At 63.6% G+C, this 22,728-nt stretch carries 25 protein-coding genes and 1 tRNA gene; 10 read left to right on the top strand and 16 right to left on the bottom strand.

Annotation, left to right across the window (positions count from 1 at the left end; all coding sequences use genetic code 11):
• Positions 1 to 6: 6 nt before the first annotated feature.
• Complete coding sequence (locus tag BTJ49_RS02850; RefSeq protein ID WP_113063822.1) at positions 7 to 693, bottom strand: fumarylacetoacetate hydrolase family protein; 687 nt, start codon at positions 691 to 693, stop codon at positions 7 to 9.
• Positions 694 to 828: 135 nt separating this feature from the next.
• On the opposite strand from BTJ49_RS02850, the gene BTJ49_RS02845 reads away from it, so the two are divergent.
• Complete coding sequence (locus tag BTJ49_RS02845; protein ID WP_113063821.1) at positions 829 to 2,070, top strand: efflux RND transporter periplasmic adaptor subunit; 1,242 nt, start codon at positions 829 to 831, stop codon at positions 2,068 to 2,070.
• A 26-nt stretch (positions 2,071 to 2,096) separates the two neighbouring features.
• On the opposite strand, the gene BTJ49_RS15700 is transcribed toward BTJ49_RS02845, so the two are convergent.
• Complete coding sequence (locus tag BTJ49_RS15700) at positions 2,097 to 2,264, bottom strand: hypothetical protein (RefSeq protein WP_168184641.1); 168 nt, start codon at positions 2,262 to 2,264, stop codon at positions 2,097 to 2,099.
• On the opposite strand from BTJ49_RS15700, the gene BTJ49_RS02840 reads away from it, so the two are divergent.
• The 3 genes from BTJ49_RS02840 to BTJ49_RS02830 all read left to right on the top strand — a co-directional run bounded on the left by BTJ49_RS02840 (position 2,263) and on the right by BTJ49_RS02830 (position 5,618).
• Positions 2,263 to 2,949, top strand: a complete 687-nt coding sequence (locus tag BTJ49_RS02840; RefSeq protein ID WP_113063820.1) for an ABC transporter ATP-binding protein — start codon at positions 2,263 to 2,265, stop codon at positions 2,947 to 2,949. The two genes, BTJ49_RS15700 and BTJ49_RS02840, sit on opposite strands and share 2 nt — an antisense overlap.
• Positions 2,950 to 2,986: 37 nt before the next feature.
• On the top strand, positions 2,987 to 4,150 hold the full coding sequence (locus BTJ49_RS02835; protein ID WP_113063819.1) for an ABC transporter permease: 1,164 nt from the start codon (positions 2,987 to 2,989) through the stop codon (positions 4,148 to 4,150).
• Between the two features lie 112 nt (positions 4,151 to 4,262).
• Entirely contained in the window at positions 4,263 to 5,618 is a 1,356-nt protein-coding gene (locus tag BTJ49_RS02830) for an ABC transporter permease (protein ID WP_113063818.1), read from the top strand.
• Between the two features lie 11 nt (positions 5,619 to 5,629).
• On the opposite strand, the gene yedA is transcribed toward BTJ49_RS02830, so the two are convergent.
• Both yedA and BTJ49_RS02820 read right to left on the bottom strand, forming a co-directional pair.
• The gene (gene yedA / locus BTJ49_RS02825; protein WP_113063817.1) at positions 5,630 to 6,550 is read right to left on the bottom strand and encodes a drug/metabolite exporter YedA; all 921 of its coding nucleotides are present in this window, start codon (positions 6,548 to 6,550) and stop codon (positions 5,630 to 5,632) included.
• 71 nt (positions 6,551 to 6,621) lie between these two features.
• Positions 6,622 to 6,903, bottom strand: a complete 282-nt coding sequence (locus BTJ49_RS02820) for a hypothetical protein (RefSeq protein ID WP_113063816.1) — start codon at positions 6,901 to 6,903, stop codon at positions 6,622 to 6,624.
• Between BTJ49_RS02820 and BTJ49_RS02815 the strand changes: the two genes are divergently transcribed.
• Positions 6,902 to 7,324 (top strand): Rieske 2Fe-2S domain-containing protein, encoded by a 423-nt coding sequence (locus BTJ49_RS02815; RefSeq protein ID WP_113063815.1) that lies wholly within the window; start codon positions 6,902 to 6,904, stop codon positions 7,322 to 7,324. The genes BTJ49_RS02820 and BTJ49_RS02815 overlap by 2 nt on opposite strands.
• Positions 7,325 to 7,331: 7 nt before the next feature.
• Here the strand turns inward: BTJ49_RS02815 and BTJ49_RS02810 are convergent, their stop codons facing one another.
• Both BTJ49_RS02810 and trmB read right to left on the bottom strand, forming a co-directional pair.
• On the bottom strand, positions 7,332 to 9,188 hold the full coding sequence (locus BTJ49_RS02810) for an SLC13 family permease (RefSeq protein WP_193568467.1): 1,857 nt from the start codon (positions 9,186 to 9,188) through the stop codon (positions 7,332 to 7,334).
• 127 nt (positions 9,189 to 9,315) lie between these two features.
• Positions 9,316 to 10,029, bottom strand: coding sequence for a tRNA (guanosine(46)-N7)-methyltransferase TrmB (gene trmB / locus BTJ49_RS02805; protein WP_113063814.1), 714 nt, complete (start codon positions 10,027 to 10,029; stop codon positions 9,316 to 9,318).
• A 277-nt stretch (positions 10,030 to 10,306) separates the two neighbouring features.
• Between trmB and BTJ49_RS02795 the strand changes: the two genes are divergently transcribed.
• From BTJ49_RS02795 to BTJ49_RS02785, 3 genes are all read left to right on the top strand, one after another.
• Positions 10,307 to 10,380: transfer RNA gene (locus tag BTJ49_RS02795), tRNA-Gly, on the top strand.
• A 289-nt stretch (positions 10,381 to 10,669) separates the two neighbouring features.
• On the top strand, positions 10,670 to 11,356 hold the full coding sequence (locus BTJ49_RS02790) for a response regulator transcription factor (RefSeq protein ID WP_113063812.1): 687 nt from the start codon (positions 10,670 to 10,672) through the stop codon (positions 11,354 to 11,356).
• Positions 11,340 to 12,638, top strand: a complete 1,299-nt coding sequence (locus BTJ49_RS02785; RefSeq protein ID WP_113063811.1) for a sensor histidine kinase — start codon at positions 11,340 to 11,342, stop codon at positions 12,636 to 12,638. The genes BTJ49_RS02790 and BTJ49_RS02785 overlap by 17 nt, the downstream gene beginning before the upstream one ends.
• 246 nt (positions 12,639 to 12,884) lie before the next feature.
• On the opposite strand, the gene BTJ49_RS02780 is transcribed toward BTJ49_RS02785, so the two are convergent.
• The 10 genes from BTJ49_RS02780 to BTJ49_RS02735 form a co-directional block, all read right to left on the bottom strand.
• Positions 12,885 to 14,648, bottom strand: coding sequence for a GGDEF domain-containing protein (locus BTJ49_RS02780; protein WP_168184640.1), 1,764 nt, complete (start codon positions 14,646 to 14,648; stop codon positions 12,885 to 12,887).
• A gap of 45 nt (positions 14,649 to 14,693) precedes the next feature.
• Entirely contained in the window at positions 14,694 to 14,981 is a 288-nt protein-coding gene (locus BTJ49_RS02775; protein ID WP_146742244.1) for a hypothetical protein, read from the bottom strand.
• A gap of 196 nt (positions 14,982 to 15,177) precedes the next feature.
• Positions 15,178 to 15,996, bottom strand: coding sequence for an SAM-dependent methyltransferase (locus tag BTJ49_RS02770; RefSeq protein ID WP_255420368.1), 819 nt, complete (start codon positions 15,994 to 15,996; stop codon positions 15,178 to 15,180).
• Between the two features lie 58 nt (positions 15,997 to 16,054).
• Positions 16,055 to 17,872 (bottom strand): GGDEF domain-containing protein, encoded by a 1,818-nt coding sequence (locus BTJ49_RS02765; protein ID WP_168184639.1) that lies wholly within the window; start codon positions 17,870 to 17,872, stop codon positions 16,055 to 16,057.
• Between the two features lie 22 nt (positions 17,873 to 17,894).
• Complete coding sequence (locus tag BTJ49_RS02760) at positions 17,895 to 18,170, bottom strand: hypothetical protein (RefSeq protein ID WP_113063806.1); 276 nt, start codon at positions 18,168 to 18,170, stop codon at positions 17,895 to 17,897.
• 120 nt (positions 18,171 to 18,290) lie between these two features.
• Positions 18,291 to 19,133 carry an SAM-dependent methyltransferase gene (locus BTJ49_RS02755; RefSeq protein ID WP_206098355.1) on the bottom strand — a complete coding sequence of 281 codons (843 nt, stop codon included), beginning with the start codon at positions 19,131 to 19,133 and terminating at the stop codon, positions 18,291 to 18,293.
• An 89-nt stretch (positions 19,134 to 19,222) separates the two neighbouring features.
• Positions 19,223 to 20,140, bottom strand: a complete 918-nt coding sequence (locus tag BTJ49_RS02750) for a branched-chain amino acid transaminase (RefSeq protein ID WP_113063805.1) — start codon at positions 20,138 to 20,140, stop codon at positions 19,223 to 19,225.
• An 84-nt stretch (positions 20,141 to 20,224) separates the two neighbouring features.
• Entirely contained in the window at positions 20,225 to 20,764 is a 540-nt protein-coding gene (locus BTJ49_RS02745; RefSeq protein ID WP_113063804.1) for a DUF4124 domain-containing protein, read from the bottom strand.
• 46 nt (positions 20,765 to 20,810) lie between these two features.
• Positions 20,811 to 21,632, bottom strand: a complete 822-nt coding sequence (gene metF, locus BTJ49_RS02740; RefSeq protein ID WP_113063803.1) for a methylenetetrahydrofolate reductase [NAD(P)H] — start codon at positions 21,630 to 21,632, stop codon at positions 20,811 to 20,813.
• Positions 21,633 to 21,651: 19 nt separating this feature from the next.
• Positions 21,652 to 21,918 carry a hypothetical protein gene (locus BTJ49_RS02735; protein WP_146742243.1) on the bottom strand — a complete coding sequence of 89 codons (267 nt, stop codon included), beginning with the start codon at positions 21,916 to 21,918 and terminating at the stop codon, positions 21,652 to 21,654.
• Between the two features lie 18 nt (positions 21,919 to 21,936).
• Between BTJ49_RS02735 and BTJ49_RS02730 the strand changes: the two genes are divergently transcribed.
• Complete coding sequence (locus tag BTJ49_RS02730; protein WP_113063801.1) at positions 21,937 to 22,278, top strand: metalloregulator ArsR/SmtB family transcription factor; 342 nt, start codon at positions 21,937 to 21,939, stop codon at positions 22,276 to 22,278.
• Positions 22,275 to 22,727, top strand: coding sequence for an ArsI/CadI family heavy metal resistance metalloenzyme (locus BTJ49_RS02725; protein ID WP_113063800.1), 453 nt, complete (start codon positions 22,275 to 22,277; stop codon positions 22,725 to 22,727). The genes BTJ49_RS02730 and BTJ49_RS02725 overlap by 4 nt, the downstream gene beginning before the upstream one ends.
• Position 22,728 lies beyond the last annotated feature (1 nt).

Below are 22,728 nucleotides of genomic sequence, written 5' to 3'. Positions count from 1 at the left end.
CGTGCGTCAAACGATGCGGGTATCCAGCTCGGCGATGCCCGTCAGTTCGGCGTGCAGACAGTCGCTGCGATGCAGGGCGGCGACGCCTGCCGGCGTGCCGGTGAAAATCAGGTCACCGGCTTTCAGTTCGAACAGACGCGACAGCTCGACGATGATCTCCGGCGTCGACCAGATCATGGAGGCGAGCGTGGTCTCCTGACGTGTTTCGCCGTTGACCTGCAGGCGCAGCACCGTATCGGCGTCCGGTACACCCTGCGCAATCGGGCGCAGGGTCGAGACCGGCGCGGAGTGATCGAAGGCCTTGGCCACGTCCCAGGGCAGCCCTTTTTCCTTGGCGCGAGCCTGCAGGTCGCGGCGAGTCAGGTCCAGACCGACGCCGTATCCGAAGATGGCGGCCTGCGCGGCATCCGGGTCCAGGTCGCGTCCGCCGCGCGCCAGCGCCACGACCATTTCCACTTCGTGGTGCAGATCCTCGGTGGCGGGGGGGTATGGCGTGTTGGCGCCGTCGGTGACGATGGCGTCGGCCGGCTTGGTGAAGAACACGGGCTGTTTGCGATCCACGCTGGCGCCCATTTCCTTGGCGTGATCGGCATAGTTGCGGCCGATGCAGAAGATGCGGCGGACGGGGAAGCGCCGGTCGCTGCCGAGCACCGGGATGCTGGCGGGTTCGGGAGCGGGGATGACATGGGCCATGGTGGATCTCCGGGCAAAGCGACAGCGTAACGAATGACAGCTGTCATGAAAGCCCTCTGATGGATCGCGCTTCCGCTGAGGGGGCGGGTGCGGCATGCTGGACGTGTTCGCGAATCGGGCGACGGGGAGCGCAACGTGGACAACGACGACCTGCTCAAGCAACTACACATCGACCGCTCGCAGCGTGACGATCACGACACGGGGCCGAGACGCTGGCCCTGGATCGTCGGCGCAGCGGTCGTGTTGGCGAGCATGCTCGCCGTCGGTGGCTGGGTGCTGCTCGGACGTGCTGCGGTCGCTGTGACGACGGTCACGGCTTCGGCGCCTGCCGCATCCGGGGAAGGGCAGGCCGTTCTGCAAGCTACCGGCTATGTCACCGCGCGTCGGCAGGCGACCGTCTCCGCGCAGATCGTCGGTACCTTGACCGAGGTGCTGATCGAGGAAGGCGATCACGTGAAGAAGGGGCAGGTGCTGGCGCGCCTGGAGGACAGTGCGCAGGCGGCGCAGCTGCATGCGGCCGAGGCCAGTGCGCAGGCTGCGCAGGCGCAGACCCTGCAGACCCTGGCTGAGCTGCGCCAGGCGCGCAACGACATGGCGCGCCAGGACGATCTGGTCGCACGCGGCCTGGTCTCGACGCAGCAGGCGGAACAGGCGCGGACTCGTGTCGCGTCGCTGCAGGCGCAACTCAATGCCCAGCGCAAGCAAGCGAAGGCCGCGCAGGCGCAGGTGCGCGTGGCCCGGGTCAACTACAACTACACCGTGGTGCGTGCGCCGTTTTCCGGCGTGGTCACACAGAAGACGGCGCAAGTGGGCGAAATCATCGCCCCGGCGGCTGCGGGTGGCGGCTTCACCCGCACCGGCGTGGGCACCATCGTCGACATGGACTCGCTGGAAGTCGATGTCGACGTCAACGAGGCCTATATCGGCCGCGTGAAACCGGGCATGCCGGCCGAGGCCGTGCTGGACGCCTACCCGGACTGGACGATTCCCGCGCATGTCGTCGCCATCGTGCCGGCTGCCGACCGCGGCAAAGCCACAGTGAAGGTGCGGGTGGCGCTGGAAAGCAAGGACGCGCGCATCATTCCGGACATGGGCGTGCGCGTGTCCTTCCTGGAGAAGCAGCCCGAGCGCATCGGCGATACACCGAAGGGCGTGCTGGTGCCGGCCACCGCCATCGTGCAGCGCGATGGACGTTCGGTGCTCTTCCGCATCGAAGATGGACACGCACGTCTGCAGGCCGTGTCGCCGGCCAAGCAGACCTACGGCGACCTGCGTCTGCTGCCCGCCGGTCTTGCGGTGGGCACGCGTGTCATAGACCGTCCGCCGGCTTCGCTGCGTGACGGCGACAAGGTCAAGAGCGCGTCCGATACGCGCTGAGCCACGTCGTGCGCGGGTGACACCTGTCATCCGCAATGCTTGATGCTCGGCCCTTTGTCGGACTGCGGCCGCCGGGCAAGCTGTGCAAGACTGCCGTGGGGCAGGGCGGCATCGATTCGACGACGGCGCGCGCGATCATCGCGCAGCGCGACGGAATGATCTTCAGCGACATCAGTGGCGGGGAGCTTCATCATGGGAACGTTGATCGACATTCAAGACGTCAGCAAGACCTATGCGCGCGGCAAGCAGAAGGTCGAGGTGCTGCACCACATCGATCTGCAGGTGGCCGAGGGCGATTTCCTGGCCCTGATGGGGCCGTCGGGTTCGGGCAAGACCACGCTGCTGAATCTGATCGGCGGCCTGGACGTGCCGACCGGAGGCAGCATCACGGTCGGCGACAAACGCATCGACCAGCTCGGCGCCAATGCGCTGGCCCGCTGGCGCGCCTCGAACGTGGGCTTCATCTTCCAGTTCTACAACCTGATGCCGATGCTCACCGCGCAGCGCAACGTCGAGCTGCCGCTGCTGCTGACCAAGCTGTCGGCCGCGCAGCGCAGGAACAACGCAGGTATCGCCCTGAAGCTGGTCGGCCTGGAGGAGCGCGTCACGCACAAGCCGTCCGAGCTGTCGGGCGGTCAGCAGCAGCGTGTGGCGATCGCGCGGGCCATCGTTTCGGACCCGACCCTGCTGGTCTGCGACGAACCGACCGGCGACCTGGATCGCGAATCGGCCGAGGAGGTGCTCGGCCTGCTGCGCACGCTCAATCGCGAGCACGGCAAGACCATCGTGATGGTCACGCATGACCCCAAGGCGGCCGAGTACGCCGATCACATCCTGCATCTGGACAAGGGCACGCTGGTGGAGCAGGCCACGGCCTGAGGGTCGTGAATGCCGTTTCCGTGGGAGGGGACGCCACATGAAATACCTGCATCTGATTTGGGCCGCGCTGTTCCGTCGCAAGACGCGGACGATCCTGACCATCGTCTCGATCGTCGCGGCCTTTCTGTTGTTCGGCATGCTGGACTCGGTGCGCACGGCGTTCGAGAGCGGCAGCACCAGCGCGGTCGGCGCGCGACGGCTGGTCACTTCGTCGCGTTACTCGATCATTCAGCCGCTGCCGCAGGCGCTGCGCAACCGCATCGCCGCGATACCCGGCGTGCGCAAGGTCGGCTACGCGAACTGGTTCGGCGGTGTGTATCAGGACCCGAAGAACTTCGTCTTCAGCTATGCCATCAGCCCGGAATACCTGGACCTGTATCCGGAGATCCTGCTCGATCCGGCGCAGCGCAAGGCGTTCGACGCCACGCGCACCGGCGCGGTGGTCGGGCGCACGCTGGCCAAGCGCTATGGCTGGAAGGTCGGCGACAAGATTCCGCTGCAATCGACCATTTTCCCGCAGAAGAATGGCGACAAGACCTGGCCGATGGACATCGTCGGCATCTTCGATGTGAGCAAGGACGCGGCCAACGGACTGGATCAGGCGTTGTTCTTCCACTGGACCTATTTCAACGAGGCCAACGCCTTCGGTCAGGGCACGGTGGGTTGGTACATCGAGGAACTGTCCGATCCGGCACTGGCCGACCGAACCGCCAACCGCATCGACGCGCTTTCGGCCAACTCGCCCAACGAGACCAAGACGCAGACCGAGCAGGCCTTCCAGGCTTCCTTCGCCAAGCAGATCGGCAACATCGGCCTGATCGTGGTCGGCATCATGGGCGCCGTGTTCTTCACCCTGATTCTGCTGGCCGGCAACACCATGGCGCAGGCGGTGCGCGAGCGCACTTCGGAGCTGGCGGTGCTGAAGACCATCGGGTTCTCCAGTCGCAGCGTCCTGATGATGGTACTTGCCGAATCCGTGCTGCTGCTGCTGATCGGTGGGCTCATCGGGCTCGGCGTGGCGTCGGCGCTCGGACCGCTGGTTACCCAGGGCAGCGGCGGGCTGGTGAATCTGCCGTCACTGGGAGCGGCCACCTGGGGCATGGGCGTCGCGCTGATGGTGCTGATCGGGCTGCTGGTCGGTGCGCTGCCGGCCCTGCGCGGCATGCGTCTGAACATTGTCGATGCACTGGCTGGACGTTGAGGAGAAAGTTATGAGGAGCTTTCTTGCCCATTCCTTCATACAGCTCTTGTTGATAGCTGCATTGATTACATGGATCGCTTTCCCTGCGTTGCCGAGAGCGGGGCTGGTTTCCATGGGTGTGGTCACGGTTATCGTGTTGTGGTTGTGGACGGCATTCACTTCAGCACGAGTCCATCCGACCCTGATCACGGCTGGCGCCGTATTGCTCTTCGGCTGGACGCGCATGCCCTGGTATGGCGCGGTGGCGCTGGTGGTGGTCATGGGAATTTGGCTGGCGCTTTCACGGCAGGGTAGGCAGTCGGCTTCGGCCACTGCTGTCGGCATTAGCACACTGCGCCAGCGCCTCGGCGCCTCGTCGGTCATCGTCATCGGCATCGCCGGTGTGGTCGGCGTGCTGGTCGCGCTGCTGGCCATGGCCGAAGGCTTCCAGAGCACCCTGCAGCGCACCGGTTCGGATGACACCGCCATCGTGCTGCGCGGTGGCTCGCAGGCCGAGCTCAACTCGGTGCTCGGCCGCAACGACGTGGACATCATCTCGCAGGCGGCGGGCGTCGCCCGCGACGCGTCCGGCAAGCCGATCGCCTCGCCGGAAGTGGTGGTGGTCGCCAATCTGCCGAAGAAGAGCGACGCCAGCATCGAGGCGAATGTGCAGATCCGCGGCGTTGGCGAGCAGGCGTGGGCGTTGCGGCCGAACGTCACCCTGATCGACGGTCGGCGATTCAAGCCGGGATTGCGCGAACTGGTGGTCGGCCAGGGCGCGCAGCGCCAGTTTGCCGGGCTGACGGTGGGCCACCAGCTGCGCCTGGGCGGTCAGGAATGGACCGTGGTCGGCACGTTCGTCTCCCATGACTCGCATGATTCCGAACTCTGGGGCGATGTGAAGACCGTGGCCTCCGCCTACCGGCGCGGCAGCAGCGTGCAATCGGTGACGGCCAAGCTGACATCGCCGGCGGCCTTCGACACGTTCAAGGCGGCGCTGACCAGCGATCCGCGCCTGAAGGTCGACGCCAGTACCACGCGTACCTATTTCGCCAAGCAGTCAGAGAACCTGACCAAGACGCTGCGCATCGTCGGACTCGTGGTCGGTATCATCATGGCGATCGGCGCGGTGTTCGGCGCGCTCAACACCATGTTCGCGGCCGTTGCGACGCGGGCGCGCGAGATCGCGACCCTGCGCGCGATCGGCTTCCGCAGCGTGCCGGTGGTGGTGTCGGTGATGCTGGAGACGCTGCTGCTGGCGGCGCTGGGTGGTCTGCTCGGCGGGCTGGTGACGTGGTTGATCTTCAATGGCTACACCGCATCCACACTGGGTGCGAATTTCAGCCAGGTGGTGTTCCAGTTCCGCGTCTCCCCGGGACTGCTCTGGAACGGACTGAAGTGGGCGCTGGCCATCGGCTTCATCGGCGGACTGTTCCCTGCCGTGCGCGCGGCGCGGTTGCCGGTGACGACGGCTCTGCGCGAGTCCTGACGGAGCGAGCTTCAGCCGCCGGCTTTCGCGGCACGCGCCGCGCGTCCGCGCGAGAAGATCACGATGGCGACGCCGACCAGGATCACCGCCATGCCCGCCAGGTCGACTGGGCCGACGTGTTCGCCGCCGAGCATCAGGCCGAACAGCACGGCCACGGGCGGATTGACGTAGGCGTAGCTGGTCGACAGCGCCGGGCGCACGGTCTTCAGCAGATAGACATAGGAGCTGAAGCCGATCAGCGAACCGAACACGACCAGGTAGCCGATCGCCAGCGTGGCATGCAGTTCGGGATGCGCGGGCAGGCGCTCGCCGGTGAGGAAGGCCGTGAGGGTGAGTGCGATGCTGGCGCACAGCATCTGCGCGGCGGTGTTCATGGGGCCGGCCGGCATGTCCTGGCGGCGGCTCCACGAGGAGCCGAAGGCCCACAGCGCAGCGGCACTGACGAGTGCCAGTGCGCCGAGACGCGATCCGGACAGCGTGCTGCCAAGATTCAGCACCACCACGCCGATGAAGCCGATGACCAGACCGAGGATTTCATTGCGTTGCGGCCACTCGCCGTAGAAACCGTTGAACAGCGTGGCGAACAGCGGCATCGAGGCCACCGCGACGGCGGCGATGCCCGAACTGACGCTCTGCTCCGCGTAGCAGACCAGGCCGTTGCCGCCGAGCAGCAGGAGGGTGCCGGTGATGGCGGCATTGCGCCATTGCCGTCGCGTCGGCGGCGCCGCGCCGCGCAGTCGCAGCCAGGCATACAGCAGGACGCCGGCGAGGGCGAAGCGGATCGCCGCCAGCATGAACGGGGGCCAGCTGACCAGCGCGAAACGGATGCCGAGGTAGGTCGAGCCCCACACCACGTACAGCGAGACCAGCGCCAGAGGCACCAGCCAGCGTTGCTCGGCCGGGGCAGCCGGGGAGTCTGCGGTCGGGGTCATGCGCGCATCGGATCAGGGGACGGGCGCGCAGTGTAGCGCTGTCGGGCCGGCAACGCCCGAGTGAACGCGGGTCAGGAGTGCCGGACGTGGCGACTTTCGCGGATCACCACGTACTCGCCTTCCAGCACCTCTGGATCGGCCGGGCGTGAGCCGTCATCCGGCGCGTTGCCGTCGGCATGGCGGCCGCGCCAGGCGCGTACCAGCATCAGCACGCCGCCGACGGCCACCAGCACGGCCAGCGCGATCAGACCGAAGACCAGCAGGGCGCCGAACACGGCCAAGCCCAGCAGCGCCAGCGCCAGACGGGCGAGTGGGTGGCGGGGGCGTTGCAGGATGAACAAGCGCGTGCGCATGGCAATTCTCGCAAGAAGCTACAATCTCGCCTTCCACCATGAGGTCGATGACGCCGTGACACAAGTGCCAGAGGTTGCCGATTCCGTTTTTCCCGTGCATCTGTGTGCGGTGGAAGATGTCGCCGAAGGTGCCGCGATCGGCATCGAAAAGGAGCTTTCCGGCGAGCAACATGCCTTCATCGTGACCTGTGCGGACGGCCAGATCCACGCTTACCACAATGTCTGCCCCCACGCGGGCCGGCGGCTGGACTGGGCGCCGGGCCGTTTCCTGCTGAAGGACCGTGTGCTGGTCTGCGCTGCGCACGGCGCCAGCTTCCGCATCGAGAGCGGCCTGTGCACGGGTGGCCCGTGTCAGGGCGACCATCTGGCGCGCGTGGGCATCGAGATCGAGAACGACGAGGTGCTCCTGACCGGCCTCTAGGCGCGGGTCAGTGGTACATCAGATTGATGCCGACCAGTGTTGCAGCCAGCATCAGAATGGTCAGCGGCAGGCCGACGCGAAGGAAATCGCGTGAGCGGTAGCCGCCCGGTCCGGCGATCATCATCAGCGCCGGGTGACCCGAGCTGATCAGGAAGGTGTTGGACGAGGACAGCGCCACGATCAGCGCGTAGGCGGCCGGGTTGCCGCCGGTCGCCACGGCCACGCTGATGGCGATGGGCACCATCATCACCGTGGCGCCGACGTTCGACATCACCTGCGAGAACAGCAGCGTCAGTACGGCGATGGCCAGCTGCAGCGACCATTGCGGGGCGCCGTGCGAGTAGTGCAGCACTTCCTGCGCCAACCAGGCGGCGGCGCCCGTGGAGTCCATCGACCAGCCCAGCGGAATCAGGCAGGCGGTGACGAAGATGGTCTTCCAGTTCACTGCGCGGTAGGCCTCGTCCATGGTCAGCACGCCCGTGAGCAGCATGCCGATCGCGCCGCTCATCATGGCCACCGGCAGGTCCAGGTCGGTGAACAGGGCCAGCCCCATCGCCAGCAGGAAGAAGCCCAGCGCCTGCCACAGCTTGCCCGGGCGCTGCTCGACCTTGGGCACGTCGGTGATGACGACCAGGTCGCGGTCGGCCTGCATCATCGCCAGGTCGTTCCAGTGGCTGTGCAGCACCAGGGTGTCGCCGGCGCGCAGGCTGATGCCGCGGATGTCCTCGCGGAACACCTGCTCGCCGCGGTTGACCGCCAGCACTGCAATGCCGAAGCGCTTGCGCAGGTGCAGGTCGCCGATGCGCTGCTTGATGACGCTGGAGCTGGGCGGTACCACCGCCTCGGAAATGCCCGCACGGGCCGGGTTGAACAGGTCGGCCAGCTGGCGCATGCGCGGCGAGACCCGGCACAGCTGATTGTTGGCGAATTCGTTGACCTGTTCGCGCGCGCCGAGCACGCCGAGCACGGTGCCGACCCAGATCATCTCCTCGGCCGGCGGCGCCATGCGCGATTCGTTGCCGTTCTTCATGGCCAGGATCAGCGGCGCGCCGTGCAGCTGTTCCACCTCGCCCACGCTCATGCCGACCAGCGCGCTCTCGGCGGTGACGGTCAGTTCGGCGGGTGTGCCGACGATGCCGTAGGTCTCGGCGAAGTAGCTCTCGGTACGGCCCGGCGTGACTTTCTGCCGGTCGTCCTCGCGCGCCGGCAGCAGGCGTTTGGCGAACAGTGCGAAGTAGGTAACGCCGATCACGGCCAGGGTCACACCGATGGGGGTCACGCTGAACAGGCTGAAGCGGGCGATGGTGTGCGCGCCGGGCGGCAGATTGCGGTTGGCGCTGGCGATCAGGTCGTTCAGCAGGATCAGCGGCGAGTTGGCGATCAGCGTGGTGTTGGTGGCGGTGAGGATGCAGAACGCCATCGGTAGCAGCATGCGCGTCAGCGGCACGCCGGTGCGTGCGGACAGGCGGCTGGTGACCGGAATCATCAGCGCCGCCAGCGCCTGGCTGGGGATGATGGCGCTGAACACGCTGGTCACGCCGTTGACGACGATGCCCAGCCGCGACTCGCGTCCGCCGGACATGCGCATGACGAAGGCCGCGGCCTTGGACAGCGCGCCGGCGCGATCCAGTCCCGCGCCCATGATCATGATCGCCAGGATGGCGATCACCGCGTTGCCGGCGAAACCCTGAAACACCTGCGTGGCCGGCATGAGTCCGGTCAGGCCGATCACCACCACCACCAGCAGCGCGACCATGTCCGCGCGGATCCACTCCAGCACCAACATGGCCATGGTGAAGGCCACCAGCCCGAGGACCAGGATCATGTCGGGAGTCAGTGTCATGCCGGCGGCGGTGCTGTCCATGGGGGCGTCGTCGTGGCGAACCGTTCAGCGCCGCTCGCGTGCGGCCGGGCGCTGCGTGGCGGGTGGAATCGGGCGTCGGATCAATGAGTTCACCGCGATGCGTGTCCGAGGGGGCTCGTGAAAAGGCTCATTGGCGTTCGTAGATCAGGTCGCAGACGTCGTGACCGAGTCGCAGGCCACGGCGTTCGAAATGCGTCTCGATGCGCCAGGCCGGTCGTTCCGATACGTTGCCCGGTCCTTCCCGGTTGCGCCATGCGGAGGAGGCTTCCATGACTTCGATCATGTGTTCAGCATACTCGGCCCAGTCGGTGGCCAGGTGCAACAGGCCGCCTGGCCGTACGCGCGTGGCGATCAGGGCGACGAAGTCGGGCTGGATCAGGCGTCGCTTGTGGTGCCGCTTCTTCGGCCACGGGTCGGGGAACCACACGCGCACTTCGTCCAGGCTCTCGGGCGCGATCTCCTCGCGCAGCACTTCGACGGCGTCATGGCGGTAGATGCGCACGTTCGTGGCTTCGGCCTCGGCCAGAGCGTTCATGAGTCGTCCGACGCCCGGTCGGTGCACTTCGACGCCGATGTAGTCACGGTCCGGATCGTGGGTCGCCGCCCAGGCCAGGGCCTCGCCGTTGCCGAAGCCGATCTCCAGCACACGCGGTGCACGGCGGTCGAACACCGCGTCCAGATCCCGTGGCTGGCCCTTGTAGTCCAGGCCGAAACGCGCCCAGTGCGCATCGAAGGCGCGTTGCTGGGCCGGCGTGATGCGGCCTTCACGCAGCACGAAGCTGCGCACGGGACGGCGGCGGTCGGTGTCCTTGTGGTCGCTGGACGGATCGGAACCAGTCATCGCTCGCGCTCCGGGGCGGCGATCGACGCGAAGATGTGCATCGGAATACCTTGTCGAATCGGGTGTTTCGGGCGTGCGCGCCTATCGGTCGAAGCGTGCGCGTTCCGGACGGCCGGCAACAGCCGGGTGCCGGATCGCGATGCGCGGTCGAGAAGGCGGACCCCCATGCGCGCATTGTAGCCGAGCGTGCCGCGCCGATGCGTGTCGTCGGTTCGCGCGTTTGCGACATCGGGCTTGCGCGGACGAAGCAAACCCGATGTAATCGCCCTGCATCCGCGCGGGTGTAGTTCAATGGTAGAACCTCAGCTTCCCAAGCTGATGACACGGGTTCGATTCCCGTCACCCGCTCCACCTCGGCCATTCGGCCGAGTGTCCCCTGATTTAACGCTTCCATCTCTGGCGGTTAACGGCCGTTTAAACCGTGCGCGCCTAGAAAGGAATCGTCACGGGTCCGCGACCGGCCTTCCCCAGGCCGCACGCTTCGCGACCGTGACGATCGGGGCAGCGACTTGGGCCCGGACGCGGCGACTTCCCCCAGCCTTCCGTCCGGGCCTTTTCTTGTCCGGTGTCCCGGTTTGCCCCGATTCCCGTTAAGCTTGAACCGCCGGCGTCATGTCCGGCGCTGTACCGAGGACGTCGCATGCGCGTATTGGTCATCGAAGACAACAACGACCTGGCCACCAACATCGGTGACTATCTGGAGGATCGTCACCACATCGTCGATTTCGCCGGCGACGGCGTGACAGGGCTGCATCTGGCCGTGGTGCACGATTTCGACGTCATTGTGCTGGATCTGACCCTGCCAGGGATGGACGGCCTGGAAGTGGCCCGCAAGCTGCGTCACGAGGCGCACAAGCAGACGCCGATTCTGATGCTGACCGCGCGCGACGCGCTGGAGCAGAAGATCACCGGTTTCGAATCGGGCGCCGACGACTACATGACCAAACCCTTCGCGCTGCAGGAACTGGGCGTGCGCCTTGAAGTGCTGGCGCGACGCGGAAAGGGGCCGCAGAGCCGCGTGCTCAAGGTCGCCGATCTGACCTACAACCTCGACACGCTCACGGTGACCCGCGCCGGGACCTCGATCCAGCTCAATCCGATCGGCCTGAAGTTGCTGCAGGCGTTGATGGACGCCAGCCCGTCCGTGGTCACCCGGCACGATCTGGAGCAGAAGGTCTGGGGCGAGGAATTGCCCGACAGCGACAGCCTGCGTGTGCATATCCACGGTCTGCGCGCGGCCATCGACAAGCCGTTCGAGAAGCCGCTGATCCACACCCGCCACGGCATCGGTTACCGCATGGTCGATCCGGATGCGCTCCCGACGTAAGCTGCGCACTCGCCTGATCGTCTCGTTCGCGCTGTTCGGCATCGGCCTTTCGGTGCTGTTCGCCATGGCCGCGCTCTACGTGCGCGCCAAGGTCGAGGACCAGTTGGTCGTCAATGCCTTGCAGCATGATGTCGACAACAACATCGAGCGGCTGCACGCCAATCCCAACTATCAGGCGCACTCGGAGCTGGTGGAAGGCTGGTTCAAGAGCGATCGCACCTTGTACAAGATGCCGCTGGCCTGGCAGGACCTGGCCAGCGGCGTGCACGATATTTCCGAGGTCGGGCCGGACGGCAACATGCACCACTACAAGCTGGCGGTGCGGCGCAAGTACGGCCTGATCGGCTTCATCCGCTACGACGTCAGTCGCGACGAGCAGGGCAAGCGCCAGTTGATGATCGGCCTGGTCGCGGCGGTGGTGCTGTTCAGCCTGTTTTCGCTGGCGCTGGGAATCTGGTTGTCGAGACGGGTATTGCGCCCGGTGACCGAGTTGGCCGCCCGGCTCCGGGATTTCCGCCGCATCGGCAAGGCCGAGCCGCTGGCGCCGCATGTCGCCGATGACGAGATCGGCGAATTGGCCCAGGCGCTGGACGAATATTCCGAGCGCCTGACGGCGCTGGTCGAGCGTGATCGCGAGTTCAATTCCGACGTCAGCCACGAGCTGCGCACGCCGCTGGCGGTGATTTCCAGTACTACCGAATTGCTGCAGGCCTCGCCGGATCTCAACGACAAGCTGCGTGAGCGGCTCAAGCGCATCGAGCGATCCTCGCGGCAGGCGACGGAGATGATCGAGGCACTGCTGCTGCTGTCGCGCGCCGAGCGCCGCGGTCCGACGTTCGGTGAAATCACCGAGGCCGCGAAGGTGGCCGAAGACGTGATCGAGAGCCAGCGCCCGCACATGCGTGGCAAGCCGGTCGATCTGCGCCTGCGCAGCGTGCAGCCGTTGAAGGTGGACGCGCCGGCTTCAGTGCTGGCGGTGGTGCTGACGAACCTGGTCGGCAATGCGATCAAGTACACGCAGCACGGCGAAGTGGAAGTCAGCATTCTCGAGGATCGCATCGTCATCGAGGACACCGGGCGCGGCATCAAGGCGGAAGAGGCCGACGCGCTGTTCCAGCGCGGCACGCGCGGCGAGGGTGCGACAGGCAGCGGTGCCGGATTGGGACTGGCCATCGTGCGTCGACTCTGCGAGCTGTATGGCTGGCACGTGGCCATCCGTCCGCGCGAGGATGTGGTGGGCGTGGTCGCGACCGTGCTGTTCCCGCGCACGCACCGTTCCTGACGGATCTTTTCAGCTGGTTGCGTTCTTGGTCGGGCTTCCGTGATGCCGCGGATCGGTCGACTGTGACCATTGTGCTGGGCCATTGAAGCGCTGTGCAGACCCCCTTGTATCAAGAGACGGCACGCATCGGTTGTTGCCGTGGGTGTCGGAGGTGTGGGGCTTCATGCTTTTGGATGGGCCCGAGCGATGGGGACGTGTGCCTGCTCCGGGCGGCATGGGGCGCTGTCGAGTCGTATTTCCAGTTGCTCAGGCCATCGCCGTGGCAGTGTTTCCCGAGCTGATCATGAGCTGATTGCGGCCATTGCGCTTGGCTTCGTAAAGCGCTTCGTCAGCGTGAAGCATCATGCGCATGAGCTGATACCCGGATGTGCGCGTACTGGCCAGCCCGATGCTGGCGGTGATCGTCAGGCTCTCGTTTTCCAGTACGCGGACCGGGGCATTCATCAATGCGCGACGCATACGGTCGCCGATTTCCTTGCCCTGTTGCGGCGTGCAGCCGGGCATCAGGACACCGAACTCCTCGCCGCCGAGGCGGCCGAACACATCCGAGGAGCGAAGTTCATGCTGGCATATGCTTGTCGCGTGCTTGAGTACGGAATCGCCCGTGATGTGCCCGTACACGTCGTTCACGCGTTTGAAGTGATCCATGTCGAGGATCATCAGGCAGGCTTCGTTGTCGTTTTTCTGCATACGACGCAGAATGTGTTCGGCCTGTTCGAAAAAGTGCTGACGAGTGAACGCTCCGGTCAGATCGTCCTCGCGCGCCATGCGCCGGAACCGGAGCTGCGAATGCTTGATCTTGTACAGCAGGAATCCGATGCTGGCGAGCAGTAGAAGCAGGATCAGCACGTACAGGCGATTGGTTTCGGCTTGCTTGGAATCGAGGGCGTGACGCAGTTGCAGGATGCGATTCTGCTTGCTGAGGGTATCCAGCTTCGTCTTCTTGGCCAACACCTCTTGTTTGACCATCTGGTAAGCCAGTGCGCGTGCTTTGGCCTTTCGAGTGGAAGCTTGGTCGAGCGCCACATATTTCTCGTAATAGGCAAGCGCATCGGCTTGCTGCCCGGTCCTTTTGTTGACCAGGTAGAGGGTGTGGTAGGCCTCGCTGATGTCTTCCTCGAAATTTTCGGCATGCTCGAGAGACAGCGTCTCCAATGCATACCGACGTGCGCGAACATCGTCGTTTTTTTTCAGATAAGCCTTTGCGAGAAGCACGTGGTATTCGACTACGTGGCGCTGGTATCCACTTTTGCGTGCACTCGGGGCAAGCTGTTCCAGCAATGCGATAGCCGGGTCCGGGTGACCTTCCTTGATCAGCAGGTTCGCTTTGTCTATGCGCAAGACATTGGCATAGACGATCTGTTTGGCCTTCAGGCAGGAATCGATGGCCCGGTTGAGGGCGGGGCTCGAGGATCGCAGTGTGTGGCTTTCGATTTGTGTACTGGCTTCCAGGGTCAACGCTTTGCACTTGCTTGCGCCCTGCGGAAGTTCGTCTTCGATCTGTCGGGCGTATTTCAACGCAAGTTCGTACTGTCCGGCCAGCGCGAGCATCTGTGACACTTGCACCAGGACCACGATTCGGGTTTTGGAGTCGTTGATTCTCGGAAGGTCCGCTATTAATCGACTGGCCAGTTTGTACGAGGCCTCATAGTGCTGACCTGCGTTCAGGATATAGATCCGCAGGGCCGACGCCCTTGCAGATACGGAAGGGTCCGTGGAATCGGAAATGATCTTTCGGAGTGCTTTATCGGACTCGCGATAATTCCCATCGAATGCGACCTGCCATGCGTCGAGGTATCGCAACCTCCAGCGCTGGCTGTCAGACAGCGAACTCTCCCGCTGATGCAACAATCCCAGCGTACGCATGAATTCAGCATGGTTCTTTGTCTTGATTTCGTCTGCGCGTTCCAGCAGCGCATGGGATGTTGTCGAGGCGGGCGCCGGCACGCTTCGTGTGCTCGCACTCGCCATGACGGGTACGAAGGCGATCGAGAATGCGGCGATGAACATCCAGTGTCTTCGCATCGGGAAACCCTGCCTGCAGAACGCTGATCCTCAGGAGTCCGGCGAGGATGGCGTCCTTTCGTCTTCACCGTCTCGCTCCGGACACGGCTCTTCGTCTTCCTGATCTTCCTCGTACCCGCCCTGGATCTGACTTTGGACCATGGACACGATCTCTTGTCCGAATTCGGCCACGAGATAGTGTTGATTTCCGGTTTTCGCGGTGCGTCTGAGACTCTCGCTGGCACTCATTTCGGAAAGAATTTCACCCAGACGTTCGCTGGATGCATGGCGGTATGATGCATTCTTGCCGATGGCTTCCAATATTTCGATGGTGTCCACCGTATCCCCCTTTCATCGTCGTCAGTCCGCGGTCTCCAGTTCCGTATGATCGGACAGGAGGCGTTCCATTCAACTACAGCCGTACTCAATCGTACGGCTCTGAATGGGAGCCGGTTCCGGGATCATGCGCTGAAAGGCGCAGACCGGCTCAGGGTACAAGATCAGCGCCAGACTGGCATGAGGTTGTCCTGCACGTCTATCTCTGGTCCTGGAACAGGCGGTCCAGTGCATCCAGTCGTGCCATCATCGCTCGATTGCGACGTGGTCGCGAGAGCGGAGGAATCACCACCGTTTCCTCTGCCGTAAGGTCGACGTTGGGCAGTTCGCCGAGCGTGATCCGACGAACACGAGCTTGCTCTATGGGCAATGTCGCGCCGCGATAGACGATCGCTTCATGACTCAGCGGATAGTCCTTGTTCAGTACCTCGACAAGCAACTGGCGATAGGCCGGTTCTGTCCTCAGGCGCTTGAATGAGCGGTCTCCGACCAGTCCTGCTTGCCACAGTATGAGATAGGCGTCGGTATTGATGCGGGTATCGAAGAACAGCAGCTGGTTGGCCTCGAAGTGCTGACACCCGCAGCGCCCTGGATCGATGCCGAGGTCGGCGTACAGGCAGTCATCGGCGGAGATGCCGGGTTCCATGTGCGCTTCATACCCTTCTGATCGCGCGGCCTCGATCACCGCATGGGGTGACCAGGCGAATATGCCGGGGTGGCCGTAGAACACGCCGCAAACGACTTTTCCCTTGCGTACTTCGGCCATCATCACGTCGACCCATTCCTGGTAGGTCACCTTGCGCGATTTATCGCCCTTGCCGTAATAGGGCTGCAGACTGCGTACGTCGGGGTGCATGCGCTCCAGCCACTTTTCGACGATGCCGTTGGACAGGGCGGCGAAGATCACGTCCGCCTGTTCGATGTGGCTGCGGGCCAGTGGGGTGAGGTGCGATCCAAGTACCATGCCCAAGCCGACGCAGGCGATGCTGCCGCGTCGAGATGGGGGTTCGGAAAGCATGGAAGGCGTGTTCATGCCGTTCTGTCCAAGTGGCCGCAGGTGCCGACGATCATGCGTCCTAGCCCGGCTGCGCCGCGGTTTCGGGATTTGCTGCGCCGGAGCTGATCATCAACTGGTTGCGGCCATTGCGCTTGGCTTCGTAAAGCGCTTCGTCGGCATGAACCAGCAGGCGCTTGAGCTGATAGCCGGATGTGCGCGTGCTGGCCAGTCCGATGCTGGCAGTGATCGTCAGGCTTTCGTTCTCCAGTACCTGGATCGGCGCATTCACCAGTGCGCGACGCATGCGGTCGCCGATTTCCTTGCCCTGCTGGGGCGTGCATCCCGGCATCAGAATGCCGAATTCTTCGCCGCCGAGCCGGCCGAACACGTCCGAGGTTCGGAGTTCGTGTCGGCAGATGTTCGTGACGTGCTTGAGTACGACATCGCCGGTGATGTGGCCGTACATGTCGTTGACGCGCTTGAAATGATCCATGTCGAGAATCATCAGGCACGCCTCGTTGTCGGTCTTCTGCATGCGTTGCAGCAGGCGCGACGCGCAGTCCAGAAAGTGCTGTCGATTGAAGGTGCCCGTCAGATCGTCTTCGCGCGCCATGCGGCGGAACCGCAGTTGCGAATGCTTGGTCCGGTAGGCCCAGAAACCGATCGAGGCGAGCACGAAGAGAAGAAGCAGGATGTACAGGCGGCTGGTTTCCGCAGACTTGCGATCCAGCGACTGACGCAACTGAAGGATACGATTCTGCTTGCTCAATTCCTGTAGCTTCAACCGCTTGGTCAGCACTTCCTGTTGAACGATTTGGTAGGCCAGCGCTTGAGCCTTGGCATCGCTTGTAGATTTCTTGTACTGGTCGATGTACTTCTTGTAACTGGAAAGAGCAGCGAAGTACTGGCCTTCGTGCTCTTGTACTTTATAGAGCACTTCATAGGCTGCCTGCACGGTCCAGTTGAAATTGTTCGGAGCGTTTGCAGCCAGAGTCTTGTTTGCCCACTGGCTCGCGAGCGCATAATTGCGCTGGATCAGATAGGCTTGCGCGCGCGTGACGTAGAGAGATGCTATCTGTGCTTGGTATCCGGTTTTGATGATGTCGGGCGCGATTCGGTTCAGATATGCAAGGGCTTGCTCTGTGTGGCCTTCGTCATCCATGAGGCTCGCCCAGTTTAGACGCAAGGCATTGGCATAGGAGAGCATGTCAGCGGCCAAGCACTGGTCGATTGTTTCGTGGAACTGGGGGCTGGATGACGTCAGTACGTTGAGGCGCTGAAGTTGCGTATTGGTCACGAAATAACTGCCCTGACATTTCCTCGTGTCCGTGGTGGCAGTGGATTTCAGTTGTTTTGCGTAGCTCAGCGCTTGGTCGTACTGCTTCTGCGAGACCAGCATCTGGATCATTTGCACCAGCACGCGGTCGTGCAGGTCGGGGTCGGCCACCGTATTGAGAGATTTCGTTAGCGTATTGGCTAGCGTGAAGGCCTGTACATACTTCTGGCTAGCCATATACTTGTGGATGAGTAGAAGCTTGGCGCGAGCGTCCAGGGACGGGTCATCCGTATGATCTGCGATTTGCTCCAACATGAGGATGGAGCGCGTAACATCGCCTTTGTTACCAGCCTCCCAAGCTTCCCAGTACGCGACATGTTGCTGCTGCCGTTTGTTCAAATGTGGCTTTAGCTTTTGCAACCGGCGCAGGACAGGGAGGAATCGGGCGTGGTCGCCGTTCGAGTATTGTTCTGCTTTCTCCAGTAACGCATGGATTGATGCGTTTACAACGGACGTCTGCGTGCTTGCTTGAATCGGCGCTGCTCGGGATGCCGCTACCAAAAGACAAAGCAGCGCCAGCCCGAGGCCGGCGCGCCATTGCATGTGTCGAAAGAGAAGCATGCTCTGCAAGTCGGGCGATGCTCTACGATTTCTCGTGGTGCTCCTGATCTGGCTTCTTGTCAGCTGTGCCTTCTTCTTCGTCTTCTTCACAGCCGCCATTCACAGGCGTGTTGTTTACCCCCATTACCTTGGCACCTAGCTCTTGCTTAAGGTGCTCGGCATTGCGGGTGCTTGCTGCGTGCTTGAGTGCATCGCTTGCCTGCATCTCATTGAGCATCTTCTCCAGGTCGGAATCGGATGCGTGACGCAGGGAGGCATTCTTGCCAATGGACTCCAGCAACTCGATCGTGTTTGCCATGATTTCCCCCTTGGGCTTGTGACAGATGGTTGGCCACGGAAGCCGTGGAACTTCCGCTGGGTGTATATATCAGGGTGCCTGATATCCCTTATCGTTTATCACAGTTCTGTGGATTGTGTCTCAGTTTTCTGCAATGTTCTCGGTCTGCCTCCGGTCCAAGCGCGCCAAGCGATTTCTGATCTCCTCATTGCGGCGCAGCTTGGATGCAGGCGGGAGAACGACGGTTTCCTCACTGCTGATGTCGATGCCGGGGAGTCCGCCCAGGGTTGTTTCTCGGATTCTAGGCTGCTCAATCGGCAAGGTCGCACCGCGATAGATGATCACCCTGTGATCCAGCGTGTAGTCGCGTGCTAGCACGTCTACTAGCACCTGACGATACTCCGGGCCAGTGGAAAAGCGTTTCATGGACATATCGCCTACAAGGCCGGCTTGCCACAGAATGAGAAATGCTTGGGCATTGATCGGTGTATCGTAGAAAAGTAACTGGCTGGCTTCGTAGTGTTGACAGCCGCGCCGCCCTGGATCGATACCGAGATCGGCGTAAAGGCAATCTTCCGCAGAAATGCCGGGTTCCATGTGCGTGCGATAGCCCTCTGCCTTTGCAACCTTGATGATCTCGTGCGGAGACCAGGCGAAAATGCCTGGGTGGCCGTAGAAGACTGCGCACACATTCTTGCCTGCACGCACTTCGGTCATCATCACGTCGACCCACTCTTGATACGTGACCTTTCGAGATTTTTTGCCTTCGTTGTAGTAGGGCTGCAGGCTGCGTACGTCCGGGTGCATGCGTTTGAGCCACATTTCCACAATACCGTCCGACAGCGCGGCAAAGACCACATCAGCTTGTTCGATGTGGCTGCGCGCGAGTGGGCTGAGGTGCGACCCCAGCACCATGCCCAGGCCCACGCAGGCGATGCTGCCGCGCGATGGGGCGGCAGTGGATTCGTTCGGTGCGGTATTCATGTCCCGAATACTATGACAGGAGTCACAGATTGAGGCATCCCGGTCGTGCGGGATGCCTCGGAATGTCTTCTTGTGGCGCTATTCCGGGGTCAGACCGGTTCCAGCCAGCCTTCCGGATCCGGAGTGCGGCCATCGAACAGTCCGAAGAACAGTTCCTGCATGCGTCGCGTGACCGGACCGGCCTTGCCGGTGCCGACCGGCTTGCCGTCGACCGAGCGGATCGGCGTGATCTCGGCGGCGGTGCCGCACATGAACACTTCATCGGCCAGGTACAGATATTCACGTGGCATGTCGCGCTCGATCACCTCGATGCCGTCGATGCGCGCCAGTTTCATCAGGGTGTCGCGGGTGATGCCGTTGAGGATGGCTGCGCTGACCGGCACGGTGAACACCTGCTTGCCGAAGACGAGGAAGATGTTCTCGCCCGCGCCTTCGCTGAGCAGCCCGGTCGAGGCCAGGGCGATGCCTTCGCCGAAGCCCAGACGGCGCGCCTCGCGCGCGACCAGCTGGCCGGACAGGTAGTTGCCGCCGGCCTTGGCACCGGCCGGAATGGTGTTGGGCGCGAAGCGCTGCCAGCTCGACACGCAGGCATCGATGCCGTTCTCCAGCGCCTCGGCGCCGAGGTAGGTGCCCATTTCCCAGGCGGCCACGGTGACTTCAGTCGGGCAGTCCGCCGACAGCGACAGGCCGCCCAGGCTGCGGAAGGCCAGCGGGCGCAGATAGGCCTTCTCGAGACCGTTGCGCTGGATGACTTCGTGGCAGGCGGCGCTCAGCTGTTCCTGGGTGAACGGTATGTCCATGTCGTAGATCTTGGCCGAATGGAACAGGCGCTTGAGGTGATCCTGAAGGCGGAAGATGGCCGGTCCGTCCGGCGTCACGTAGCTGCGGATGCCCTCGAACACCGACGACCCGTAATGCAGCGCGTGCGCCATGACATGCACGGTGGCGTTCTGCCAGGGCATGATTTCGCCGTTGTGCCAGATCCACTCGGGGTAGTTGGTCGCCATGGTGTTTTCTCCTCGGACAATCCGCCCATGATAGCGGCTGCGCGTTACAGGGGCATGTGCCCGCGGACATCCTGATATCAAGCTTCAGGGCTGCAGCCAGTAGCAACCGGCCCGGAACAGCACACGGAAGCGCAGCGGTCCGCCCTCCTGTGCGGCCACGCCGCCCAGGTGAACATTCAGCTCGGTCGCGGAAGATGGAGCGGCGGTGCTCGAAGACGGTGCGTCCACCGTGAGGGGTGCCTGCGATGTGGATGCGGGTGGTGGTGCGCCGTCATCGGTCACGCCCAGCAGGGGCTGGTGCATCCGCGCGCGCATCTGTGCGATCTCGCGCACGGCTTCACGGTCGTCGTAGCCTTCCCACAGCATCAGCCCCGCCAGAGCGTTGGCATCGTGCGCGGCAAAGGCGGCCGCCACGCGCTGACGCAGGGCTTCGCGCGTGGCGGGACAGGCATGCGGCGTCGCGGAAGGCTGGACGGCACCGATGCGGGCGGCCTGCATGCTGCCGCAGGGTTGGTCGGTGAACACCGGCGTGCCGTCGGCCGACACGCAGCGGTGGACCGTAGTCTGCGCAAGGCCGGTAGTCGCGGCGGTCAGCAGCAGGAGAAGGAGGGCCAGTCGCGGCATGGTCGAAGCATACGCCGCGGGCTCCGACCCGGGACTGAACGGTCGCTCAGTTCAGGCGTTCGACCACCGCCATGGTCGCCACGGCGCGGTTCAGTGTGTACAGATGCAGGCCGGGAGCACCGCCATCGAGCAGCCGTCGGCACATCTCGGCGACGATGTCCGCGCCCAGCGCGCGCACGCTCTCGACGTCGTCGTAGTACGCCTGCATGCGCTTGACGATCCAGCGCGGAATCTCGGCGCCGCAGGTGTCGGAGAAGCGCTTGAGCTGAGTGAAGTTCGAGATCGGCATGATGCCCGGCACGATCGGCACCTCGATACCCGCTTTGCGCGCGTCGTCGACGAAGCGGAAATACGCGTCCGGATTGAAGAAGTACTGCGTGATGGCGCCGTTCGCTCCGCATTCCACCTTGTGCTTGAAGTGGCGCAGATCGGCCAGTGCGTCGTCTGCCTGCGGGTGCGTTTCCGGGTAGCAGGCGACTTCGATGTGGAAGTGGTCGCCCGCGTACTCGCGGATGAAGGCGACCAGTTCGGAGGCGTAGGTGAAGTCGCCCGGTCCGGCCATGCCTGACGGCATGTCGCCACGCAGCGCTACCAGGCGTCGACAGCCCATGGCTTTGTAGTCGTCCAGCAGCGCGGCGATCTCGGCGCGCGTGCCGCCCATGCACGACAGATGCGGCGCGCCGTCCAGTCCGGCATCCATGAGCGCCTTCACGGTCTGGGGCGTGTAGCTGAGCGTCGAGCCGCCGGCGCCGAAGGTGACGCTGGCGTAGTCGGGGTCGAGCGTGCGGAGCTTGGGCAGGGCGCTCTCGAATTGGGCGCGTTGCTTCTCGGTCTTGGGTGGGAAGAATTCCAGCGAAATTGGGGTCATCGGGCCGTTCCCTGAATATTTATCTCTTCATCAAGATAAAGAGAATGGTGTAGGAACCGGGCAGGATGTGCAAGCGCGGCTGCAAGGACTCGCGCGGATGGTGGGAGAGGGCAGCGCAGAGAATCCGCGTTGCTGTCCGTTGTCCGGTTGCGCCAGGGGGCTGGAAGGGGTGTTCATCGTGGTGGATCGCATCACGGTTCGTTTTCTGGGTGTTTGCATCAGAAAACGAATCGGGCCGGGTAAGTCTTGCGGATGCGGTGTCGATCGGCTTGACGGCGGCAAACATTTCCATAATTCTAGAAATATGGAATCGAATAATGCTCTGGAATGCCTGACCGCCCTGGCGCACGAACATCGCCTGGCCCTTTTCCGTCTGCTGGTCCAGGCCGGCGGCGAGGGCATGGCGGTGGGGGAGCTGGCCGGCGCGACTGGCTTGGCGGGCGCCACGCTCAATCATCATCTGAATCAGCTTCGTCAGGCCGGGCTGGTGGCGGACGAGCGACAAGGCCGCGTCATCCGCTGTCGCGCGAACTACAACCGCATGAACGGTCTGCTCGACTTTCTCACCGACAACTGTTGCGCCGGTTCGGCGGACGTGGCGTGCTCGCCGCGTGCCTCCGGCTCCTGCAAGGAAACTTCGTCATGAAACGCTTTCACGTACACGTCAATGTCGAGAATCTGGAGGCCAGCATCGGCTTCTACCGCACGCTGTTCGGTACCGACCCGACCGTGGTCGAAGCCGACTACGCGAAATGGATGCTGGACGATCCGCGCGTGAATTTCGCCATTTCGCAGCGCGGCGGTGCGGCCGGCATCGATCATCTGGGACTGCAGGCCGACGAAGCGGGCGAGCTGGCCGAACTGGGTGATCGCCTGCAGACGGCGGATGCGGTGACCCTGGCCGAACAGGGCACGGTGTGCTGTTACGCGCGTTCGGACAAGTTCTGGGCGCAGGACCCACAGGGCGTGCGCTGGGAGACCTTCCGCACCCTGGGAACGGCCACGACTTATACGGATGCGCCCGATGCCGCATCGACCGACGGGCCGTGCTGCGGCGCGTCCGCGAAGCCGGCCACTGAAAAGGCGTGCTGCTGAC

Origin of the sequence: Oleiagrimonas sp. MCCC 1A03011 (assembly GCF_003267965.1) — a bacterium.
GTDB classification, from domain to species: Bacteria; Pseudomonadota; Gammaproteobacteria; order Xanthomonadales; family Rhodanobacteraceae; genus Oleiagrimonas; species Oleiagrimonas citrea.
This window is presented reverse-complemented; position numbering and strand designations above follow the sequence as displayed.